A 17,760-nucleotide genomic window follows, 5' to 3' on the forward strand; every position below is an offset into this window, starting at 1 on the left:
CATGCAAACTTTGATTATCGTCGCACATCCAGAACTTGCAAGGTCTAATACTCAGCCCTTTTTTAAAGCGGCTATCGAGAATTTTTCAAATGTAACTTGGCATCCCTTAGTTGCAGATTTTAACGTCGAACAAGAACAATCTTTATTACTCCAAAATGATCGCATTATTCTAGAATTTCCGTTGTACTGGTATAGTGCCCCTGCATTACTAAAGCAATGGATGGACACCGTTATGACCACTAAATTTGCCACTGGTCATCAATATGCTTTGGAAGGTAAAGAACTAGGAATTGTGGTTTCGACTGGAGACAATGGGAATGCTTTCCAAGCTGGGGCAGCCGAAAAATTCACCATATCAGAATTAATGCGTCCTTTTGAAGCATTTGCCAATAAAACTAAGATGATGTATCTCCCAATATTGGCCGTCCACCAGTTTTTATACCTAGAACCTGATGCCCAACAACGCTTGTTGGTTGCTTACCAGCAATACGCTACGAACGTTGGTGCAGGGCACTTTAAAGACCAGGCCGCTTGGTATGAGACAGAATTACAAAAACGGATTGAGCAACATCCGCCACATTCTGAGCAGCTTCAACAAATTTTATTCACTATTAAAGAGCGCCAGGATGAACTCGACGATTTACAATGGAATTTGATTGAAATGAAAAAAGAGGAGGATGTGTGATGGATGATCAAAAATGGTTAATTGAACAAATTGAACAGCTCCGTCAATCCGCTTCAGACTATCGAGAACAGTCCTTTTATCTAGGATTAAAAGACTTTGTTCAGGAACAATCGAAAAGAATCGACCAAACTCAAAGAGAATTAGACGGAAGAATGTGGGAATGATTTCACTAAGACAAATATATCCCAGCAATTCTTAATAATTAGGCATCAAAAAAGACCATGACATTGTTAATTGTCATGGTCTTTTAAGGTTTAGTGTTTTTTATCCTCATGTTTCTTGTCGTCCTTTGTGCGATCTGCCCACTCTTCGCGAGTTAACACATCTTTGACGTTGAGTTTAATCTCAGCGACTTCCATGTTGGTCATCTCGTTCACTGCCGCAGTGATTTTTGTTACCATTTTATCAAAAATAGATTGTGCATTCTTACCATATTCTAGTAAAGCATCCATCTTCAATGAAACTTTTTGATTTTCGTCGTCGATATCTACATTAACACCAGTTGTAGGATCGTCGCCTTTAGAAATTCGATCAGTCACTTTTTCAAAAATATTACCTTCTAATGAAAGTACCCCATCAACGTTGCTTGCTGTTTTTCCAGCAATTTTAGCTAATACTTCATCATCAAATGTTAGTTTTGTTTCTGGTTGTGCTACTTTATCCATAGTTATAGATCTCCCTTCAAAATTTTCGAAGCTTATTTAGCTTCTGGCTTAGGTTCTAAATCAGAATTTGGTTTGCGGTTATTTTGTTCTTTCCACTGTTTTTTACTTAAAACATTGTTTACGTGAAAATCGAGCTCCACAACCTTCAAACCAGTTAGACGTTCCACTTCTTCGCTAACTACATCACAAACTTGAGTGAAAATTTCACGAATATCATAGCCATACTCAACAGTTGCATTCATCTCAAGTGCCACCTGCTTTTCCCCAACTTCAGCAGTGATTCCTTGAGTTGGATCTACTTTACTTCTTAACTTATCTGTCAAACTATCAAATAGTCCGCCGTCAAAGGAAAGAATTCCGTCAACTTTTCTCGAAGCTAGACCCGCAATTTTTTCGATAACCCCTTCATCAAAGGTTAAGCTTGCTTGTGCAATTCTAGGATTGTCCATGGTTTAGCACCTCCTGAATCTTACGACGATTTTTCCATGCAAACCATAAACTTGAAACAACCATCATTCCAAGTAATGATTTTAAAGGTTTATTACGATCCACTTTCTTTGCCATTAAACGTCCCCCCTAGTTCTTCTTACGATCAATGTTCAAAGCTGCCATTAGTTCTGAAATTGCCTGTGATAAAACTGACTTACCATATCTGGCACCTAGGTATCCAAGGATTCCAAGCACTCCGACCAGCACTGCGCTGCCAAATCCGATCGAGACCCAGACAATTCCGAGAATCATCGCAACTAAAGCTCCTAACAATTCGCTACTCATCTAAAATCCCGCCTTCCTATATGACTTTCAGTGACTTACTGGACTGCTTACGCGGAATGATTTGAACGTTAACATGGCTCTTCATTCCTAAATGTCTTTGAATACTATCTTGAACAGTTTCTTGAATCTCTTTGGCATTCACATCATAGTTCCCATCCGATATATCTTCCACGCTTACTTGAGCTTGGATCCGATCATTTCCACGGACACGTACTTTGGTTTGAATATTACCCACTTGATGATTCTCAGCAATTGACTTATCAACAATTTGTTCCATCGACTTCTTAGGAATGGTCAATTTGCCTCTTCCGCCTTGCAATTTCAAATCTTTCTCGCTAGTTCGACTAGATAGTGCAATAATTAACATGACTAGTGCAAACAGAGCGACAATAACCCCGAATACAATTGCAACAACTTCTGTAAGGCGGCTATTTGTGGTTCTCATCGATTCAAAAAAGTCGGTAAGATAAGGAATGAACATTTCACTTGAAACGAACCAAACCGTTTGAATCAGGGTAATTACTGCCATCAAACTCAATAAAATCTTACTGGTTCGACTCATGTAATCACCTCTATCCCTTCTTACGCATTCCGAAGATAACAGATACAATTACAACTAAGATAACTGCTCCGATAATTGACGGAACGAGCGCCATACCTGCTAAGGAAGGTCCCCATGTTCCCAATAGGCTTTGTCCTAACCAAGCACCGACAAGTCCAGCAACAATATTGCCAATCCAGCCAGCCGGTAAATCACGACTAGTTAGTGCTCCTGCGATGGCACCGATAATACCACCTATAATTAATGACCATAACCATCCAAACATATAAAACAACTCCTTTCAGTTTATGCTGATAACCAATAAACGCTATTGCTTACTGGTTCACCATTAAGATATCATGTTGTCAGATTGCATATCAAAGAATATGCTTATCATTTTCATAAAATATACGATTTGAGGTAGCGCTTTCTTTTTTCAAAATAGCAAAAAAAGCCCACGCTATGCTGGGCTTTTCGGTTAGAACTCGATTTAATTCACTAAAATAAATTTTTTCTTGAAAAATAAGCTGATTTTATTTACCAAACGATATTTTACTTGGTTTTACTAGCTAATTTAACAATTCCGGCGGCCATAATTAGAGCTCCGCCTGCCAAATTAAGTACGCCACCGACAATTTCTAAAACCCCACTACCTTTTTCGTTCTTACGCATTATCTTTCCTCCAATTATTAAAAAAGTGCTCGAAATATTGTAAGCACTTACTATTTTAACTATTTTGTTTTAAACTTATTATATAACTTTTAGAAATTAGGTGACTATAGTGATAAAAATGATTGCTACGGATATGGATCAAACCTTCCTTGACAACCAAAATCAATACAATAAACAACGTTTTAGTGAAATTTTTCAGGAAATGCAACGCCAAAATATTCACTTCGTCGCCGCTAGTGGTTCTCAACATGAGCGCCTTCAAGCGCTGTTTGAACCTCAAGCTGAGCAGATGGACTTCATCTCCCAAAATGGCTCCATCATCTATTCCGGCAACGAATTAATCGATGTGCAACAAATCTCTCCAAAACTTCTTCAAGACACACTAAATTCGATTAACCAGGCTTTTGGTCCAGATGAGATCTTAATTAATATTTGCGGCTTAAATAGTTCATATGTAGATACAAATACTACTCCAGACGTTATGAATTTCATCAAAAATTTTTACAAAGAAATTCAAACTGTCGATGATATTAATCATTTTACTAAGAGCGGAATTGAAGATCCGATTGTCAAAATTGCTCTTAGCTTTGAAGATAGTCCTAATATCAATCAAAAAATTGAGCGTTTACGAAGTCTTCTAGATCCTACGTTGGGGAGTTTAAGCTCGGGGTTCAATACTGAACTAATCGGTTTCAGTCACGTAGATAAATCAACTGCCCTTCAGCATTTAATGCAAAGATATAACGTAAACGCAGATGAATTGGTGACTTTTGGTGACAACGAAAATGACTTACGAATGTTACAAATGACTCCTAATGGATATGCTATTCAAAATGCCTTTTCTAAGGTCAAAGCAGTAGCTAACCATTTAACTCGATATGATAATGAACATGATGGTGTATTAGACACCCTAGAAAAACTATTATAAAAAATCGGCGGTCAATTAACTTTTGAGCTTAATTTCAAAAGTTTTGACAACGCCGATTTTTTTAGTTAAATTCACTTAAAATTGCTTGGTACGCCACAACCGGGTCCTCAGATTGAGTAATTGGTCTACCTACCACAATAGCTGAGCTTCCTGCTTTGGCAGCTTCCGCAGCAGTCATCGTCCGTTTTTGATCACCCTTTGCTGCTCCGGCAGGTCGAATTCCAGGTGTCACAAACAGAAAATCTTCTGGAAGTTGGGGTTTTAAATAACTAACTTCGTTTGGAGAACAAATTACACCATCTCCGCCAGCCGTACTAGTCAATTTTGCTAGGCTAAGTACTTGATCTGCCATTGGTAAACTAACATTCTGTTCTTCACTTAGTTGCTTTTCTGAAATAGAAGTTAATTCCGTTACTGCTAATAGTTTAGGCGTTGGTAAGTCTACTTCTCTAGCTCCAGCAACCAATCCTCGTTTAGCCGCTCGAATCATATCAGAACCACCCATCGCATGGATTGTTGTGTATTGAACCCCCATTCGACCTAATTGCATCATTGCTTTTTCTACCGTATTAGGAATATCGTTCAATTTTAAATCAAGAAAGATGTCATGCCCTTTTTGACGCATATCTCGAACGATTTCGGGACCCATTCCGTAGAAGAGTTCCATTCCCAATTTAATGGTTAACTTCAAATGTTCCGGAAATTGCTCCAAGAATTGGTTAAGTTCTCCCCGATCCTTAAAATCTAGCGCAATCATAACTGGTTTTTCCATAAAAACTCCATTCTGAACCGCTCTTAACATCAAAAAACACCGCAAGGTCTAGGTATGCTAACCAGCACCTAGTTTGCGGTGTATTCGTTAGCTTATCAATCTCTCTGGATCGATTTAAAGCGACTCGATTTATTTACATTCATGCTACTTGCCTAGCCTTTGAATGTCAAGGTTCTAAAAATGGTAAAATGGTGTTATAAATTAATTAAGGAGCTCAACATGATTAAGAGTGTAATTCATGATCAACAAATTTTATCTCAAACGTCAATTCCCGCTACCAAACAAGATTTATCCGTAGTAATGGATTTGATGGATACTTTAAAAGCCAATAGCGAACGTTGCGTGGGAATGGCCGCTAACATGATTGGCGTTCATAAAAGAATCATCGTTGTCACTATGGGAATGATGAACGTCCCCATGATCAATCCTGTCATTCTCAAAAAGGGTAATCCATATACCACTGAAGAAGGCTGCCTGTCATTAACCGGTGAACGTTCCACCACTCGTTACGACGAAATCGAAGTTCAGTATCTTGATTTAGAATTTAAAAAACATACCCAAGAATTTAAAGAATTCATCGCCCAAATTATTCAACATGAAGTTGATCATTGTGATGGGATTATTATTTAGTTTTGGAGAGCTAGCATTAATTTGCTAGTTTTTTAATTTATCACCAGTTTATTCCAAACAAAAAAGCCCATCCATTTTAGGGGGCTCCTCCATTAAATATCTTTTAGCATAATTAAATCACGTTGCAAATCGTTACCTAATTGAAAAACATGTTCTCCAACTTGGTTAAATCCTTGAGTTTGGTAAAATTTCTTAGCAGCTTCGTTATGCTCCCAAACTCCTAACCAGACTTTACGTTTGTGGTTTTCTTGTGCAACCTCAAGTGCCTGTTGCATTAATCTAGAGCCAACTCCCCGACGTTTAAATTGCTGACGCACGTAAATCCGCTCAACTTCCAAAGTGTCGGACCCCATTTTTTCTGACTGAGCTTCATCTATGTTGACTTTTAAATACCCTAGAAGCTGATCAGCTTGCTTGGCAAAAAAGAAGTAAGATGCACCATTAATAATCTCTGAAGTTAACTGTTTGAAATTGTACGCTTTTTGATAGTATTGGTCTAGATCTTCAGAACTGTTATCTGCGCCAAAAGTATCTCCAAAAGTCTCAATACTTATCTTTTGTAACGCTTCTACTTCTTCAACTCGTACTTTTTGAATATCAATTGTCATTCAATTCACCTCAATATTTTCTATGATGACCACTTTTTACATAGTTCCAGTCGATACTAACATTTCGTTCAACTTTCTCCAGCATTGCTTTCAATGCTGTAGCTTCCGCGTCCGTAAATCCTGCTAGCGCCATTCTACTCGAATAGCTATTTTCGCGTTTAATCGTTGGATATACTGCCTTACCTTGTTCAGTGGGATATAGACGTTTAATCTTATGATTGTCCCGATCAGCTCCACGTGTAATAAATCCATCCTTTTCCAACTTCATTACGGCTCGAGCTGCGGTTGTCCGATCAACTCGAATTTTTTCAGCTAATTCACCCTGGATAATTCCTGGATTTTCACATATTCGAACCAAATATAAATACTTGCCTTTGGTTAAATTTAATTCTTTAAATTCAATATTAGCAATCGAATCCAATTCTCTTGAAATTGATCCAATTGATCGTAAAATATCTTCCATAATTACTTCCCTCTGAGAGTATTTTACTTTAATTTAGTTGCAAATACAACAAAATTATTTTTTGATTGCTCGTATGATTTGTTCCACAATTAAATTTAAATCTCGTGTTTCGTCTGAATTACCGATGAATCGATGCTGAACAAAATAAATAAAAATCTGTCCAATCATGATTCTCATTACGGCTGGAAAATCCAATTCAGGTCGTAATTGTCCTGTTTTATTTAAGTTCTCTCTTACATTTTCAATGACTGATTTTCCAGGTTCATTTATCACTCCAAAAAATAAATCTCGAATATCACGATTAGTTAGCAACTCTGTAATTAAAATTAGAATTGCGTCTTCATTGTCTCGTACAAATTGATAACGGTTATAAACAAAAAAACGTACCATATCTTCCAAGTCAGTGAACTGCCTTAATTCATCAATAAAACTATCCCGAAAAACTGGAAATAAATTTATAAATACCGGTTTAAGAATTCCCATCAGTAAATCTTGCTTAGTCTTAAAGTATTTAAATATAGTTGCCTGACTAATTTCAGCTTTTTCAGCAATTTGGGCTGTCGAAGTTCCATTAAATCCCTGTTTAGCAAATAAATCTAACCCTGCTAAAAGAGCTTTTTTCTGACCTTTAGGAAGCTTTTGCTCATCAAGCCACGTTTTATAATTATCAAATATGATTGCACTACTCATTATTTACACCTTCCGATATCGTTTCAATCCAACGATATTTAAAATAGTTAAGATAACTAGAAAAATTAATAACACTCCAATATCTCCCCCCAAAGCTGAAAGTCGGGCTCCTCGCATAATAATATTACTAACCGCATCGCCGGCATACTTAAGTGGAATAATATAAGATATTTTTTGAACCCAATCAGCCATCGTATCTAACGGAATAATTCCAGCAAAGAAAACTTGAGGTACTATCACAATTGGAATAAATTGCATCATCTGGAATTCAGAATGGGCAAAAGTAGAAAGTAGAATTCCAAATGCTAGAGCTACTAAAGCTAATAGCAAGTTGATAACAATAATGCTCCCAATATTGCCAACCACTTCCACTCCTAATAATCCAATAGTTACCAATACGATCACTATGGTTTGTAATATAGCAATTATCCCATAACTTAGCATATAGCCAAATACAATTTCAGAACGTTTAACTGGAGTCGCTAAAAGTCGATCTAAAGTTCCGCTTGTTCTTTCTTTCAAAAGCGCCATCCCAGAAACTAGGAAGACAAAGAAGAAAACGAAGAAGCCCATTAAAATTGGCAAAATCTTATCAAAGAAGCTGGTGTTAGCATCACCATACACATAATGATTTTTAATTTTCGGACTAGCTTGAGTTGCGGGCATGCTTTTGGTTTTAACTGATTTTTTAGTAACTAAAGCTAACTTCGTTTGAAGTTCATTTAAAGCCCGGTTACTCTGTTCTAAATGTTTTTTAAGCTGTTTAATATTATTCACAGTAACCGCATTTTTGAACGCCATCTTAGTAGTGGCTGTTTTAGTTGCGTCAGTATTAGCATAGGTTATATTAAAATTATTGCCGTCTTTTTCAATAATTGTATCTGTCTTTTCAGCTTTTAATGCTATTTTCGCCGTTTTTTCTGAGTCATATTGATGAATTTTTACATGTTTAATCGTATTTAAATTTTGGTTCAGCTCATGTGAAATACCTACCGTTCCTACTTTCACATTTGTTGTACCGCTATTGTTAAAAATAAAACTCATTAATACTAAAATTAAAATTGGAGCTAAAAACATTAACGCTAAAGTTCGTTTATCCCGCATTAACTCTTTTAAAACACGATTTGTAATTGCAATAATCCTCATTATTCTGCTCCTTCCGCCTTCAAAAAGACATCTTCAATAGACGGTACATCATATTGTCGTTTTAAATTTTTAGGGCTATCTAAAGCAATCACGTTTCCGTCCAGAATCAGCGCTACTTCGTCGACTTGTTCAGCTTCATCCATCACATGCGTAGTAATCAAAATGCTTTGTCCGTTATTTTTTATCCGTTTTAATTCTCGCCATATTTTCCGTCGTAACGCGGGGTCAATTCCTACCGTTGGTTCATCCAAAATCAATAACTTAGGATTACCCAATAAAGCAATTCCTAAAGATAATCTACGCATCATTCCACCAGAATATCCTTCAACCCGTTTATTAAGCGCATCTTTTAAATCAACTACTTCTGCAACATGACCAATTTGCAATTGTAGTTCACTCGATTTGATACCTTTCATTTTGGCATAAAATTTTAAGTTCTCAAAACCGGTTAAGGTCATGTACAATGCGTCCGTTTGGGCCATATAACCAATTTTAGATAATAATTTACGGTTGGGCATTTTAGCCTCAAAAATTTTTGCGATACCTTTATCAGCCACTTCCATGCCCAACGCAATTTTGATAATTGTAGATTTTCCTGAACCAGAGGGCCCAATCAATCCCACAATTTGTCCTTGCTGGACATTAAGGTTGATATTTTTTAAAACATTTTGTTTTCCAAAACTTTTAGCAATATTTTTTAACTCAATTATTGATTTATTCATAAAAATTCTCCTTAACCGAATTTAGTGAGTAATTACTCACTTACTGGTTGGAGTATAAAATATATTTATTTTTTAGTCAATAACTTCTAACTTCATTTGAAGTTCAATTGTGAGAAAATATAATAAATTACAAATTAATGCTTGCTAGTTAGGCTGATCTTTTCATTCTGGGATTACTAGTTAGTGATTCCTTCAATATTTACATATTATGGAAACTTTTTGACAATAAAATTCAACATAACCGCCTATTAATTACCCTAGTTATACAGATGATTACCTTCTTATTTTTAGTTTTAATCGGGACGACCATTAACTGTTGGTTGTGTAGTTTTAACTATTTATGGAATTTTAATTACGCAAAGACCATTAGTAAATAAAAAGACAGTTACCTCAGATTGAGACAGCTGTCTTACTATTTTATTCGAATATTTTCTTTGCTAAACCAAATGCTGACCATGCCTTAGGCCAACCTGCATAAAACGAAAGATGTGTAATTAGTTCTACCATTTCATCCTTAGTTACGCCATTTTCTTTAGCAATCTTCATGTGTGCTTCCAATTGGGGAAATAAGCCTTGCGACATCAGACTTGCGCATGTAATCATACTCCGATCACGAGCTGAAAGCTGGTCTTCACGTGACCAAACTTCACCGAATAATACATCGTCATTCAATTCTGCAAATTTTGGTGCAAATTCACCTAATTGTTCGCGTCCTGCGGTCTGTTTTTTAGCCATTATTTGCCCTCCTCAACTGCCTTATATTGTTCATCGCTAACTGCTTCAAGCCATTCTGGTGTTCCAGCAGTGATCGCTACATGTGCAAACCAACTATCTTTAGTTGCGCCATGCCAGTGCTTTACACCATCATGGGTTACTACAACATCACCAGCTGTAAGATGGCGTGCTGGTTGTCCTTCTTCTTGGTACCAGCCTTCTCCACCCGTTACTAGTAAAATTTGGAATCCATCATGATGAATATGCCAGTTGTTACGGCAGCCAGGCTCAAAAGTAACATTTCCAACTCCAACATTAACTTCGGGGTCTGAAACAAGCCCCTGTAGATAACTTTGTCCTACAAAGTATTTTGCGTATGCATCATTTTTAGGTCCAGCGGGGAAAATAACCCCGTTTTTTACTGCTTCATTTTTCATAATTAAACTACTCCTTTTAAATTAAATTTAACTGTTCTAACCAATTTGCTACTGCTTGATCTGCCTTATCTACTTTGGAACCCTGTACTGCTAACCCTAATTTAATCTCTGTGTCTGGGAAAATTGCTTTTAATTCGTTGATGCTGTTTCCCAATCCACTACCTTCACTGGTACAAAAAGGATAAATTACTCGTGGTGCAACCAGTTGTTCCTTTAAAAATCTTTTAACCACATTAGGTAACTCATCAAACCAGATTGGTGTCCCCAGTATTAAAACATCATCACTAATTTCATGGTTTATGCTAGCTTCAGGGAAAATACTGTGTTCGTGTTCATCTTTAGCACGTTCCACCAATGCTTCGTAACTTATCGGATATGGTTTTTTTGGTATAATCCGATTTGTTGGTAAATTTAATTGCCCAGCAATTTTTCGCATCAGAATTTCAGTATTTCCATCTTCAGCATGGGTAAAATAAGCTATTTCCACTATGCACCTCCGATTAGAAAAAGCCTTAACATCTTTCGACAAAAATAATGTTAAGACTTTTTATGTAATTCGTAAAATGCTTATTTTATCCATTTCTATGCTTTGAAAGCATGGTAGAAGTAATTAATAAATTTATTTACTACCGGTGATAGATTACGCTCCCGCTTCCAAACTAAAACGCAGTTAGTATTAACTTCCGGCTCTAACGGAATGAATTCAACTCCATCCGGATGGGTATTCCTAGTTGATCCTTCAATAATGAACGCTTGAGCTACTTGACGTTTCACTAGTGGGAGCACATTAAAGGTTAAATTATAATGACCGACAACATTTAATTGTTGATAGTCAATCTTGCTCCATTTTGAAATTAACTCCTGAACTTCAGGACGCCCTGACACTAACAACGGCATCCCCATTAAATCAGCCGGTACAATTTTATCTTTCTGAGCAATATACGATGCTTTGGACACTAATAATCCCCATTTTTCAGTACGGGGAAGTACAATTTCGTGATATTTTTCTGTGGCGATGGGCTTAATTAAAACTGCAACATCCACTAAGCCCTTATCTAAACGCTCTGTGATGTCGTCACTAGTCCCACTGTAAATGGTAAACGTAACTTGCGGATAATCTCGGATAAAATCCTCTAAAATCAAGGCTAAAGTATCAGAATTATCGGCTTCAATGCATCCGATGGTGATATGTCCACTAAAGAGTTGCTTTTTACGGTTTTCGAATTCTAAACTGGTTTGCTGGGTTAGCTCTAAAATTTCTTCTGCACGGGATTTTAGAAACATTCCTGCTTCTGTTAATCGAACCTGGCGCCGCCCTCGAATAAATAACTCCGTTCCCAATTCTTCTTCTAATTCTTTGATTTGTCGACTTAAAGTAGGTTGGGTAATGTGCAAAGCTTCCGCTGCCTTAGAAACCGTTCCTTCTTCTGCAATTGTCCAAAAATAACGCAGAGTTCTAATTTCCATTTCCCGATTCTCCAATTTTTTATACTATACTTAATATACAACATACAATAAAAGGAGCCTAGCTACATGAGTAATATATACGTTAAAAAAGCTCAACCTCAAGATTTACCTGCCATCATGAAAATTATTGATAACGCCAAAGCTTTATTGAAAGCGGATGGTAGTCCTCAATGGCAAGATGGAAGTCCCGACGAAACTACTTTCATCAATGACATTAATCATGGAAATTGTTGGGTACTGAAAGTCGATAATCAAATTGCAGGTACCGCCACTTTACTGACCACCCCGGATGCCAACTACGAAAATATTTCAGACGGTCAATGGAAAAATACTAGTGCACCATATGCTACTATTCACCGAATTGCTATTTCGCCTGACTACCGCGGAATGTCTCTCGGCAAGTTCTTCCTATCCAATTTAATCACCTTAGGAACGCACGCTGGGATTAATAATTTCCGGATTGATACGCACGAACTTAATCAGCGAATGCAACACCTTGTTCAACAATTTAATTTTGAATACACCGGTATTATCTATGTTAACCCTACCGAAGATAGTCGACGTTTAGCCTTTGAACTAAATTTGGAAAACTAAATTTAACTTGTTACAATAATTAAATCAAATTTTGAAAGGGAGGAGTCTATTTGGCCTACGTTGGTTTTATCGCATCTGCTACCGTAATTAAATTAGGACGTTTTTCTGCATAATAAAATTTAAGGAGATTTAAAATGAAAAACGTCCGAAAACAAGTTCCATCTTTACTATTAATTATCGTTCTGGTTGGTTTTCCACAAATTAGTGAGTCCATCTTTACCCCTGCCTTACCAGCTTTAAGTTCGGCTCTGCAGGTTACCGCTCAGACGGGGCAATTAACCATGAGTTCTTATTTCATCGCTTTTGCCCTAGGTGTTTTATTCTGGGGTAGTTACTCTGACCGTGTCGGTCGGCGTCCAGCGATGTTAGCAGGACTAATCGTTTACCTAGCTGGTAACATTGGATTACTGTGCGCTCCTAATTTTGCAATCCTAATTCTGTTTCGATTGGTCCAATCCTTTGGTGCCAGCGTCGGTTCTGTCGTAACACAATCCATCATGCGCGAATCCTTTGCTGGTGTAACCGGGGCGAAAGTATTCGCTAAAGTTGGGGCTGCCTTAGCCCTCTCCCCTGCAATGGGACCATTATTAGGCGGAGTTACTCAGACTTATTTTGGTTATCGTAATGTATTTTCTGTCTTAATTGTCATGGCAGTTAGTTTATATCTATATACACTTCGACGACTACCAGAAACTAATATCCAGTTATCTAACATCACTCATCAACCGGCATTCAAGCCTATTGTTATGCGTCTTTTAACTGATCCAAACGTTTGGGTTTACGGCTTACTAATTAGTGGAATTAATGGCATTCTCTTCAGCTTCTATGCTGAAGCACCTTTTATCTTCATGGAACATTTTCATCTTAGTTCTATCCAATACGGTGTTTTAGGAGTAGTGGTTGCCTTATCTAGTATTTTCGGTTCTATAACCATTAATCACCTAGTCGCCAAGATCAGCGCCATTCAAATTACCAAATGGGGATTGATCCTAGCCATGTTTGGAGCCTTCCTATTAGTGGGTGCCAGTTGGATTGGAAATATTTACCTCTTTATTTTATGTATTTTTATCGTCTTTTTTGGTTTGTATATTACACTTCCAATGGCGCTTAATTTAGCACTCGTTGGTTACGAAGACGTGATTGGGGTAGCTAGTGGTATCTTTAGTTTTGGGTACTATATTTGTATCAGTTTCTTCACCTATCTAATTAGTGCATTTCATACCGGATGGATTGGAATCTTACCCTTGTATATCCTAGCAATTACAGTCGTAATGTTACTTAGCTATGAGTTACGTTTTAAAAATAAATAATCCATAAAATCAAAAAGACGCTTCTAATTTTAATTTAGAAGCGTCTTTTTCGGTCATCTTATGCAGCTTGCATGGCACTGATCAATTCATCGATCACTTTTCTATATTCTAATTGCTTGGTGTTAAAGCGATTATCTGAAAGCTCAATCAGTTCTCTATTTAATTCATAAAAACGATTAATTAATGCTAGTTCTTGTTCAGATTTTAGATTAGGTCGGATTGCAATGCTTTCTTGATAAGCTTGCATTAAAAATACTCGACATTGACTTCCATCGTAAATAACTTTACTAGCATTTTGAAGCTGGGTGATTAAATATTTAAACATCGTATTTTTCCTTTATCAAATTAGATTAAAGTGGCCTTTTTTTCTTCTTTTAAAACATCATTCATGCGACCGGACTTGAAACCATCTACATCAAGAGTAACGTAGTTGAAGCCCAATCCTTTCATGAATTCTGACATTTCAGCCTTCTTAGCTAATAATTTGGCAAATTCTACTTCTGGAACTTCAACTCGTACTAAATCGCTGTGCACACGAACACGAACAACTGGGAAACCAGCGTTACGTAGCCATTTTTCTCCAGCAAATACGTTGTTTACTGCTTCTGCAGTAAGCTTTGTACCATATGGGAAACGTGAAGCAACACTACATGAAGCTACCTTGTTCCAGTTAGAAATTCCACGATCTTTAGCAAGTTCACGAATTTCACTCTTGTATAAGTCAGCATCTTGTAGTGAACTTACGATGCCTTCTTCTGTACGAGCCTTCATACCAGGACGGAAATCAGCGTTATCATCCATGATCATTCCGTCAAGCACGATATCAAAGCCTTTTTCTGCTGCTGCCTTTTTAATAGTTCTGTATAACAATTGCTTACTGTAATACCAGCTTTCTGGTGTGTTAGCTGCAATTCTTTCATCAGCTAATTCACTCATGCTAACTCCCATTGCGTTTGCACCAAGGTCCTTAGCCAATTCCAAAGCCTTATTGTATTCATCATCCAAGAACAATTCTGAGTTAACTACCATAGCTAACACATTGTCTTTTCCTAATTCGTCTACAGCCACTTTAAGTAAGTATGTACTATCAATTCCGCCTGAATAAGCGATTGCAACTCTTTGCTTTGATGCTAAATCCTTAATTAAATTATTTTCTTTTGCTTCTAAGTTAGTCATAATAATGTTTCTCCTTTAATTATCGATTTTTTTAGTAAATGTGTAAGTAAAATCTAACAAAAGCTGCTGCCAAAATTGAACCAACAAATGGTGCAGTTCCTGGAACAATTAGACCATATTGCCAATCATTATTAGCTTTATTTTTAATAGGAAGTAATTGGAATGCTAAGCGCGGTCCCAAGTCACGAGCTTGGTTCATCGCGAATCCTGTCGTACCTCCAAGTCCCATACCAATGGCCCATACTAAGAGTCCCACGGCTATTGGTGACATTGAATCGTAACCATGAACGATTGCTAGAATTGATGTTAGGAAAACGAATGTAGCGAATGTTTCAACAAAATAGTTACGTGGTAAATTACGTAAGTTAGGATTAGTTGAGAAAATATTTCTAATTGCGATCGGATCAATTGAACCTTCTGATTCTTTAAAGTGATCAGCATACATAATGTAAACGATCACTGCCCCAACTACACCACCCAATACTTCGGCGATTGTATAAGGAATAAAGTAACTCCAAGGAATCATACCTAAAATTGCTTGAGTAAGTGCCATAGCAGGGTTAATACATACGCCACCAAAAATAAATAACACAACTGAAATACCAAATGCCCAAGTTGTAATTGCAAATAAGTGACCTGAACCGGCATATTTGGTCTTCTTTAAAACTTCGTCACAATGAACTCCCACACCAAAAATTATCATAAGGGCTGTTCCCATAAATTCGGCTAATAGATGATTTACCATTAAATTAAACTCCTTTGTTATCTACTTAATATAAATTCTGTATTTTTTTATATGTTGCTTGTAATGACCAATCATTTTTAGTTGCTATTTTTTCGCAGTCATCAAATTCTGGTTTAAATTTTTCAATATCTTGATATTGATATTTTTTAATTCGTAAATTTTCATTTTCGAATTGAACTTCTTTAAATTCTCTTTTCATAATCCGACGTTGCATGCCCTGATAACGAAAACCTGCTGTATTGGTATGCTTGAAAATTAAATAACTGATTTCGTCAAAGGCTTCAGGTTTCACCAAAACATTTAGCAAAGTAGCTGGCCGATTTTTCTTCATCTGGATTGATGAACAAAAAACATCTAGAGCTCCATGTTCTAACAAGATATCCATAGCATATCCAATTTGCTCTGGAGTTTGATCGTCTAAATTAGCTTCAATTTTGATGATGTCGTCATGATTAGTTTTTACTTCCTGATTACTGTGTTCCACAGTTAGCAATGAACCCCGTAAGGCATTAAATTTTCCTGTTTCTCGTTTTCCAAAACCATAACCCACCTGACTAAAGTACATGTTTTCTGGGGCCGTAAATTCTGGGGCGATTTCTTTAAACAAAGCTAATCCCGTAGGAGTTACCAATTCCGTTTTAATATCAAAATCTTGAACGATTTTTAATGGATAATTTTTGCGTAATTGCATTACTGCTGGAACTGGAACTGGCATTTCTCCATGTGCAACGTGAATCGTGCCACTCCCTTCAGTAATCGGTGTCGAATAAACCTTATCGATTTTCAATTGCTCCCAAAAAATGAAGAAACTAATGATATCTACAATCGAGTCCACAGCTCCAATTTCATGAAAATGGATTTTATTAACATCCGCATTATGTACAGCCGCTTCCGCTTTAGCAATATCTTTGAAAACATTGCTGCTGTGCTTTTTGACTACGTCAGAAAGATCACTACTTTCAATCAAGCCCAGAATTTCAGTCAATCCACGACTTTCATGATGATGGTGATGATGACCGTGGTGTGAATGTTCATGGTGGTCAAAATCACCCTTTATTCCAGTATCTTTATGCTGGTGAGCAATTTGAACATCAAAATCCATCCCAAAAATACTACTTTTATTAGTTCTTTCAACTTGAATTGTATAGTCTTCAAGCGTAAATTTACTTAATTCTTCCTTTAATAAATCTAAATTACCCCCAAGATCCAAAAGAAGTCCATTAAGCATATCTCCACTTAGACCAGAGAATGGTTCTAAATATAAAGCTCGCATAAAAATTATTCTCCTTCTCTGATTTTATTGATAATGCTAGCGTTATAAGCTGCCCCAAAACCATTATCAATGTTGACAACACTTACCCCAGATGAACAACTATTCAACATGCTAAATAACGCCGTGATTCCGTCTAAGTTAGTTCCATAACCTACACTGGTGGGAACCGCAATTACCGGCTTGTCCACTAAGCCACCGACTACGCTGACTAAAGCACCTTCCATTCCAGCAATCACAATAACTACTGAAGCATTTTTGATGTCGTCTAAGTTAGCAAATAACCGATGAATTCCAGCGACACCAACGTCATAGATTCGCTTGACAGAATTGCCAAAAGTTTCAGCTGTGATAGCTGCCTCTTCGGCCACTCCAATATCAGAAGTACCCGCAGTTACAATAGCAATATATCCATCTGTTAATTTGCTAGATGGATTTAAAACAAAACACCGCGCGTCTTTATGATAGATTCCGTCAGGAAATTTCTGCTCTAAAACTACTGCTTTTTCAGCAGAAACTCGCGTCGATAGAATTGCCTTGCCTTCGGTTAAAAGATCTTCGGTTATCGCTACAATTTGCTCAACCGTTTTGCCTTCCCCGTAGATTACTTCTGGATAGCCGTTTCGGGCTTTACGTTGTGTATCCACTTTGGCAAAACCGAGTTCAGAAAACCCAGATAATTGCTTAGCTGCTTCTGATATTGGTAGTTCTTCGTTTTTAACGGATTGTAGTATTTTAGTTACATTCATCT

General features: G+C 37.0%; 27 protein-coding genes. 6 read left to right on the forward strand and 21 right to left on the reverse strand.

Features of this window, described 5'->3' with window-relative positions; genetic code table 11:
* The first annotated feature begins 1 nt into the window (after position 1).
* Positions 2 to 685, forward strand: a complete 684-nt coding sequence (locus tag PEPE_RS08100; RefSeq protein WP_011673796.1) for an NAD(P)H-dependent oxidoreductase — start codon at positions 2 to 4, stop codon at positions 683 to 685.
* Entirely contained in the window at positions 685 to 849 is a 165-nt protein-coding gene (locus PEPE_RS09290) for a hypothetical protein (protein WP_011673797.1), read from the forward strand. Before PEPE_RS08100 ends, PEPE_RS09290 begins: the two co-directional genes overlap by 1 nt.
* 90 nt (positions 850 to 939) lie before the next feature.
* Here the strand turns inward: PEPE_RS09290 and PEPE_RS08105 are convergent, their stop codons facing one another.
* The 6 genes from PEPE_RS08105 to PEPE_RS08125 are packed head-to-tail and all read right to left on the reverse strand — an operon-like array spanning position 940 to position 2,951.
* A complete protein-coding gene (locus PEPE_RS08105; protein WP_002832905.1) occupies positions 940 to 1,350 on the reverse strand; it encodes an Asp23/Gls24 family envelope stress response protein in 411 nt (136 codons plus the stop codon).
* A gap of 32 nt (positions 1,351 to 1,382) precedes the next feature.
* On the reverse strand, positions 1,383 to 1,799 hold the full coding sequence (locus PEPE_RS08110) for an Asp23/Gls24 family envelope stress response protein (RefSeq protein WP_002832904.1): 417 nt from the start codon (positions 1,797 to 1,799) through the stop codon (positions 1,383 to 1,385).
* Positions 1,786 to 1,914 carry a hypothetical protein gene (locus PEPE_RS09350; RefSeq protein ID WP_011673798.1) on the reverse strand — a complete coding sequence of 43 codons (129 nt, stop codon included), beginning with the start codon at positions 1,912 to 1,914 and terminating at the stop codon, positions 1,786 to 1,788. Before PEPE_RS09350 ends, PEPE_RS08110 begins: the two co-directional genes overlap by 14 nt.
* Positions 1,915 to 1,926: 12 nt before the next feature.
* Positions 1,927 to 2,124: a hypothetical protein gene (locus tag PEPE_RS08115; protein WP_002832903.1), complete on the reverse strand. Its 198-nt coding sequence runs from the start codon at positions 2,122 to 2,124 to the stop codon at positions 1,927 to 1,929.
* Between the two features lie 16 nt (positions 2,125 to 2,140).
* Complete coding sequence (gene amaP, locus PEPE_RS08120; protein WP_011673799.1) at positions 2,141 to 2,686, reverse strand: alkaline shock response membrane anchor protein AmaP; 546 nt, start codon at positions 2,684 to 2,686, stop codon at positions 2,141 to 2,143.
* A 10-nt stretch (positions 2,687 to 2,696) separates the two neighbouring features.
* Complete coding sequence (locus tag PEPE_RS08125; RefSeq protein WP_002832900.1) at positions 2,697 to 2,951, reverse strand: GlsB/YeaQ/YmgE family stress response membrane protein; 255 nt, start codon at positions 2,949 to 2,951, stop codon at positions 2,697 to 2,699.
* 504 nt (positions 2,952 to 3,455) lie between these two features.
* Between PEPE_RS08125 and PEPE_RS08130 the strand changes: the two genes are divergently transcribed.
* Positions 3,456 to 4,265: an HAD-IIB family hydrolase gene (locus PEPE_RS08130; protein ID WP_011673801.1), complete on the forward strand. Its 810-nt coding sequence runs from the start codon at positions 3,456 to 3,458 to the stop codon at positions 4,263 to 4,265.
* 61 nt (positions 4,266 to 4,326) lie between these two features.
* Here PEPE_RS08130 and pyrF read toward each other — a convergent pair whose 3' ends face one another.
* Positions 4,327 to 5,037, reverse strand: coding sequence for an orotidine-5'-phosphate decarboxylase (pyrF, locus tag PEPE_RS08135; protein ID WP_041526975.1), 711 nt, complete (start codon positions 5,035 to 5,037; stop codon positions 4,327 to 4,329).
* Between the two features lie 219 nt (positions 5,038 to 5,256).
* On the opposite strand from pyrF, the gene PEPE_RS08140 reads away from it, so the two are divergent.
* The gene (locus tag PEPE_RS08140) at positions 5,257 to 5,667 is read left to right on the forward strand and encodes a peptide deformylase (protein ID WP_011673803.1); all 411 of its coding nucleotides are present in this window, start codon (positions 5,257 to 5,259) and stop codon (positions 5,665 to 5,667) included.
* Between the two features lie 92 nt (positions 5,668 to 5,759).
* Here the strand turns inward: PEPE_RS08140 and PEPE_RS08145 are convergent, their stop codons facing one another.
* The 9 genes from PEPE_RS08145 to PEPE_RS08185 all read right to left on the reverse strand — a co-directional run bounded on the left by PEPE_RS08145 (position 5,760) and on the right by PEPE_RS08185 (position 11,914).
* Positions 5,760 to 6,275, reverse strand: coding sequence for a GNAT family N-acetyltransferase (locus tag PEPE_RS08145; RefSeq protein WP_011673804.1), 516 nt, complete (start codon positions 6,273 to 6,275; stop codon positions 5,760 to 5,762).
* Positions 6,276 to 6,285: 10 nt separating this feature from the next.
* Complete coding sequence (locus PEPE_RS08150) at positions 6,286 to 6,738, reverse strand: MarR family winged helix-turn-helix transcriptional regulator (RefSeq protein WP_002832894.1); 453 nt, start codon at positions 6,736 to 6,738, stop codon at positions 6,286 to 6,288.
* Positions 6,739 to 6,792: 54 nt separating this feature from the next.
* The gene (locus tag PEPE_RS08155) at positions 6,793 to 7,428 is read right to left on the reverse strand and encodes a TetR/AcrR family transcriptional regulator (RefSeq protein WP_011673805.1); all 636 of its coding nucleotides are present in this window, start codon (positions 7,426 to 7,428) and stop codon (positions 6,793 to 6,795) included.
* Between the two features lie 3 nt (positions 7,429 to 7,431).
* Positions 7,432 to 8,574, reverse strand: coding sequence for an ABC transporter permease (locus tag PEPE_RS08160; RefSeq protein ID WP_011673806.1), 1,143 nt, complete (start codon positions 8,572 to 8,574; stop codon positions 7,432 to 7,434).
* Positions 8,574 to 9,296: an ABC transporter ATP-binding protein gene (locus PEPE_RS08165; RefSeq protein ID WP_011673807.1), complete on the reverse strand. Its 723-nt coding sequence runs from the start codon at positions 9,294 to 9,296 to the stop codon at positions 8,574 to 8,576. The genes PEPE_RS08160 and PEPE_RS08165 overlap by 1 nt, the downstream gene beginning before the upstream one ends.
* A gap of 417 nt (positions 9,297 to 9,713) precedes the next feature.
* A complete protein-coding gene (locus tag PEPE_RS08170; RefSeq protein WP_011673808.1) occupies positions 9,714 to 10,031 on the reverse strand; it encodes a carboxymuconolactone decarboxylase family protein in 318 nt (105 codons plus the stop codon).
* Positions 10,031 to 10,447, reverse strand: coding sequence for a cupin domain-containing protein (locus tag PEPE_RS08175; protein ID WP_002832889.1), 417 nt, complete (start codon positions 10,445 to 10,447; stop codon positions 10,031 to 10,033). The genes PEPE_RS08170 and PEPE_RS08175 overlap by 1 nt, the downstream gene beginning before the upstream one ends.
* Before the next feature lie 16 nt (positions 10,448 to 10,463).
* Positions 10,464 to 10,934, reverse strand: a complete 471-nt coding sequence (locus PEPE_RS08180) for a flavodoxin (RefSeq protein WP_011673809.1) — start codon at positions 10,932 to 10,934, stop codon at positions 10,464 to 10,466.
* Between the two features lie 95 nt (positions 10,935 to 11,029).
* Positions 11,030 to 11,914 carry a LysR family transcriptional regulator gene (locus PEPE_RS08185; protein WP_011673810.1) on the reverse strand — a complete coding sequence of 295 codons (885 nt, stop codon included), beginning with the start codon at positions 11,912 to 11,914 and terminating at the stop codon, positions 11,030 to 11,032.
* A 66-nt stretch (positions 11,915 to 11,980) separates the two neighbouring features.
* Here PEPE_RS08185 and PEPE_RS08190 point away from each other — a divergent pair, with 66 nt between their 5' ends.
* Entirely contained in the window at positions 11,981 to 12,508 is a 528-nt protein-coding gene (locus tag PEPE_RS08190) for a GNAT family N-acetyltransferase (RefSeq protein WP_011673811.1), read from the forward strand.
* Positions 12,509 to 12,642: 134 nt separating this feature from the next.
* On the forward strand, positions 12,643 to 13,818 hold the full coding sequence (locus PEPE_RS08195) for a multidrug effflux MFS transporter (protein WP_011673813.1): 1,176 nt from the start codon (positions 12,643 to 12,645) through the stop codon (positions 13,816 to 13,818).
* A gap of 58 nt (positions 13,819 to 13,876) precedes the next feature.
* Here PEPE_RS08195 and PEPE_RS08200 read toward each other — a convergent pair whose 3' ends face one another.
* Genes PEPE_RS08200 through larB form a run of 5 tightly spaced genes read right to left on the reverse strand, consistent with a single transcriptional unit; the run spans position 13,877 to position 17,758 of the window.
* Positions 13,877 to 14,143, reverse strand: a complete 267-nt coding sequence (locus PEPE_RS08200; protein WP_002832884.1) for a hypothetical protein — start codon at positions 14,141 to 14,143, stop codon at positions 13,877 to 13,879.
* A gap of 20 nt (positions 14,144 to 14,163) precedes the next feature.
* Positions 14,164 to 14,994, reverse strand: a complete 831-nt coding sequence (larE, locus tag PEPE_RS08205; RefSeq protein WP_011673814.1) for an ATP-dependent sacrificial sulfur transferase LarE — start codon at positions 14,992 to 14,994, stop codon at positions 14,164 to 14,166.
* 31 nt (positions 14,995 to 15,025) lie between these two features.
* Entirely contained in the window at positions 15,026 to 15,739 is a 714-nt protein-coding gene (gene larD, locus PEPE_RS08210) for a D/L-lactic acid transporter LarD (protein ID WP_002832881.1), read from the reverse strand.
* A gap of 25 nt (positions 15,740 to 15,764) precedes the next feature.
* Complete coding sequence (gene larC / locus PEPE_RS08215) at positions 15,765 to 17,012, reverse strand: nickel pincer cofactor biosynthesis protein LarC (protein ID WP_011673815.1); 1,248 nt, start codon at positions 17,010 to 17,012, stop codon at positions 15,765 to 15,767.
* 5 nt (positions 17,013 to 17,017) lie between these two features.
* Entirely contained in the window at positions 17,018 to 17,758 is a 741-nt protein-coding gene (larB, locus tag PEPE_RS08220; protein ID WP_011673816.1) for a nickel pincer cofactor biosynthesis protein LarB, read from the reverse strand.
* Positions 17,759 to 17,760 lie beyond the last annotated feature (2 nt).

It is taken from the genome of Pediococcus pentosaceus ATCC 25745, from assembly GCF_000014505.1.
In the GTDB taxonomy this organism is placed as follows: Bacteria; Bacillota; Bacilli; order Lactobacillales; family Lactobacillaceae; genus Pediococcus; species Pediococcus pentosaceus.

What these genes read in the sequence shown, in the direction of transcription:
- PEPE_RS08100 (WP_011673796.1), top strand. Translation starts at nt 2, where the DNA reads ATGCAAACTTTGATTATCGTCGCACATCCAGAACTTGCAAGGTCTAAT.
- PEPE_RS09290 (WP_011673797.1), top strand. Translation starts at nt 685, where the DNA reads ATGGATGATCAAAAATGGTTAATTGAACAAATTGAACAGCTCCGTCAA.
- PEPE_RS08105 (WP_002832905.1), bottom strand. Translation starts at nt 1,350, where the DNA reads ATGGATAAAGTAGCACAACCAGAAACAAAACTAACATTTGATGATGAA.
- PEPE_RS08110 (WP_002832904.1), bottom strand. Translation starts at nt 1,799, where the DNA reads ATGGACAATCCTAGAATTGCACAAGCAAGCTTAACCTTTGATGAAGGG.
- PEPE_RS09350 (WP_011673798.1), bottom strand. Translation starts at nt 1,914, where the DNA reads ATGGCAAAGAAAGTGGATCGTAATAAACCTTTAAAATCATTACTTGGA.
- PEPE_RS08115 (WP_002832903.1), bottom strand. Translation starts at nt 2,124, where the DNA reads ATGAGTAGCGAATTGTTAGGAGCTTTAGTTGCGATGATTCTCGGAATT.
- amaP (WP_011673799.1), bottom strand. Translation starts at nt 2,686, where the DNA reads ATGAGTCGAACCAGTAAGATTTTATTGAGTTTGATGGCAGTAATTACC.
- PEPE_RS08125 (WP_002832900.1), bottom strand. Translation starts at nt 2,951, where the DNA reads ATGTTTGGATGGTTATGGTCATTAATTATAGGTGGTATTATCGGTGCC.
- PEPE_RS08130 (WP_011673801.1), top strand. Translation starts at nt 3,456, where the DNA reads ATGATTGCTACGGATATGGATCAAACCTTCCTTGACAACCAAAATCAA.
- pyrF (WP_041526975.1), bottom strand. Translation starts at nt 5,037, where the DNA reads ATGGAAAAACCAGTTATGATTGCGCTAGATTTTAAGGATCGGGGAGAA.
- PEPE_RS08140 (WP_011673803.1), top strand. Translation starts at nt 5,257, where the DNA reads ATGATTAAGAGTGTAATTCATGATCAACAAATTTTATCTCAAACGTCA.
- PEPE_RS08145 (WP_011673804.1), bottom strand. Translation starts at nt 6,275, where the DNA reads ATGACAATTGATATTCAAAAAGTACGAGTTGAAGAAGTAGAAGCGTTA.
- PEPE_RS08150 (WP_002832894.1), bottom strand. Translation starts at nt 6,738, where the DNA reads ATGGAAGATATTTTACGATCAATTGGATCAATTTCAAGAGAATTGGAT.
- PEPE_RS08155 (WP_011673805.1), bottom strand. Translation starts at nt 7,428, where the DNA reads ATGAGTAGTGCAATCATATTTGATAATTATAAAACGTGGCTTGATGAG.
- PEPE_RS08160 (WP_011673806.1), bottom strand. Translation starts at nt 8,574, where the DNA reads ATGAGGATTATTGCAATTACAAATCGTGTTTTAAAAGAGTTAATGCGG.
- PEPE_RS08165 (WP_011673807.1), bottom strand. Translation starts at nt 9,296, where the DNA reads ATGAATAAATCAATAATTGAGTTAAAAAATATTGCTAAAAGTTTTGGA.
- PEPE_RS08170 (WP_011673808.1), bottom strand. Translation starts at nt 10,031, where the DNA reads ATGGCTAAAAAACAGACCGCAGGACGCGAACAATTAGGTGAATTTGCA.
- PEPE_RS08175 (WP_002832889.1), bottom strand. Translation starts at nt 10,447, where the DNA reads ATGAAAAATGAAGCAGTAAAAAACGGGGTTATTTTCCCCGCTGGACCT.
- PEPE_RS08185 (WP_011673810.1), bottom strand. Translation starts at nt 11,914, where the DNA reads ATGGAAATTAGAACTCTGCGTTATTTTTGGACAATTGCAGAAGAAGGA.
- PEPE_RS08190 (WP_011673811.1), top strand. Translation starts at nt 11,981, where the DNA reads ATGAGTAATATATACGTTAAAAAAGCTCAACCTCAAGATTTACCTGCC.
- PEPE_RS08195 (WP_011673813.1), top strand. Translation starts at nt 12,643, where the DNA reads ATGAAAAACGTCCGAAAACAAGTTCCATCTTTACTATTAATTATCGTT.
- PEPE_RS08200 (WP_002832884.1), bottom strand. Translation starts at nt 14,143, where the DNA reads ATGTTTAAATATTTAATCACCCAGCTTCAAAATGCTAGTAAAGTTATT.
- larE (WP_011673814.1), bottom strand. Translation starts at nt 14,994, where the DNA reads ATGACTAACTTAGAAGCAAAAGAAAATAATTTAATTAAGGATTTAGCA.
- larD (WP_002832881.1), bottom strand. Translation starts at nt 15,739, where the DNA reads ATGGTAAATCATCTATTAGCCGAATTTATGGGAACAGCCCTTATGATA.
- larC (WP_011673815.1), bottom strand. Translation starts at nt 17,012, where the DNA reads ATGCGAGCTTTATATTTAGAACCATTCTCTGGTCTAAGTGGAGATATG.
- larB (WP_011673816.1), bottom strand. Translation starts at nt 17,758, where the DNA reads ATGAATGTAACTAAAATACTACAATCCGTTAAAAACGAAGAACTACCA.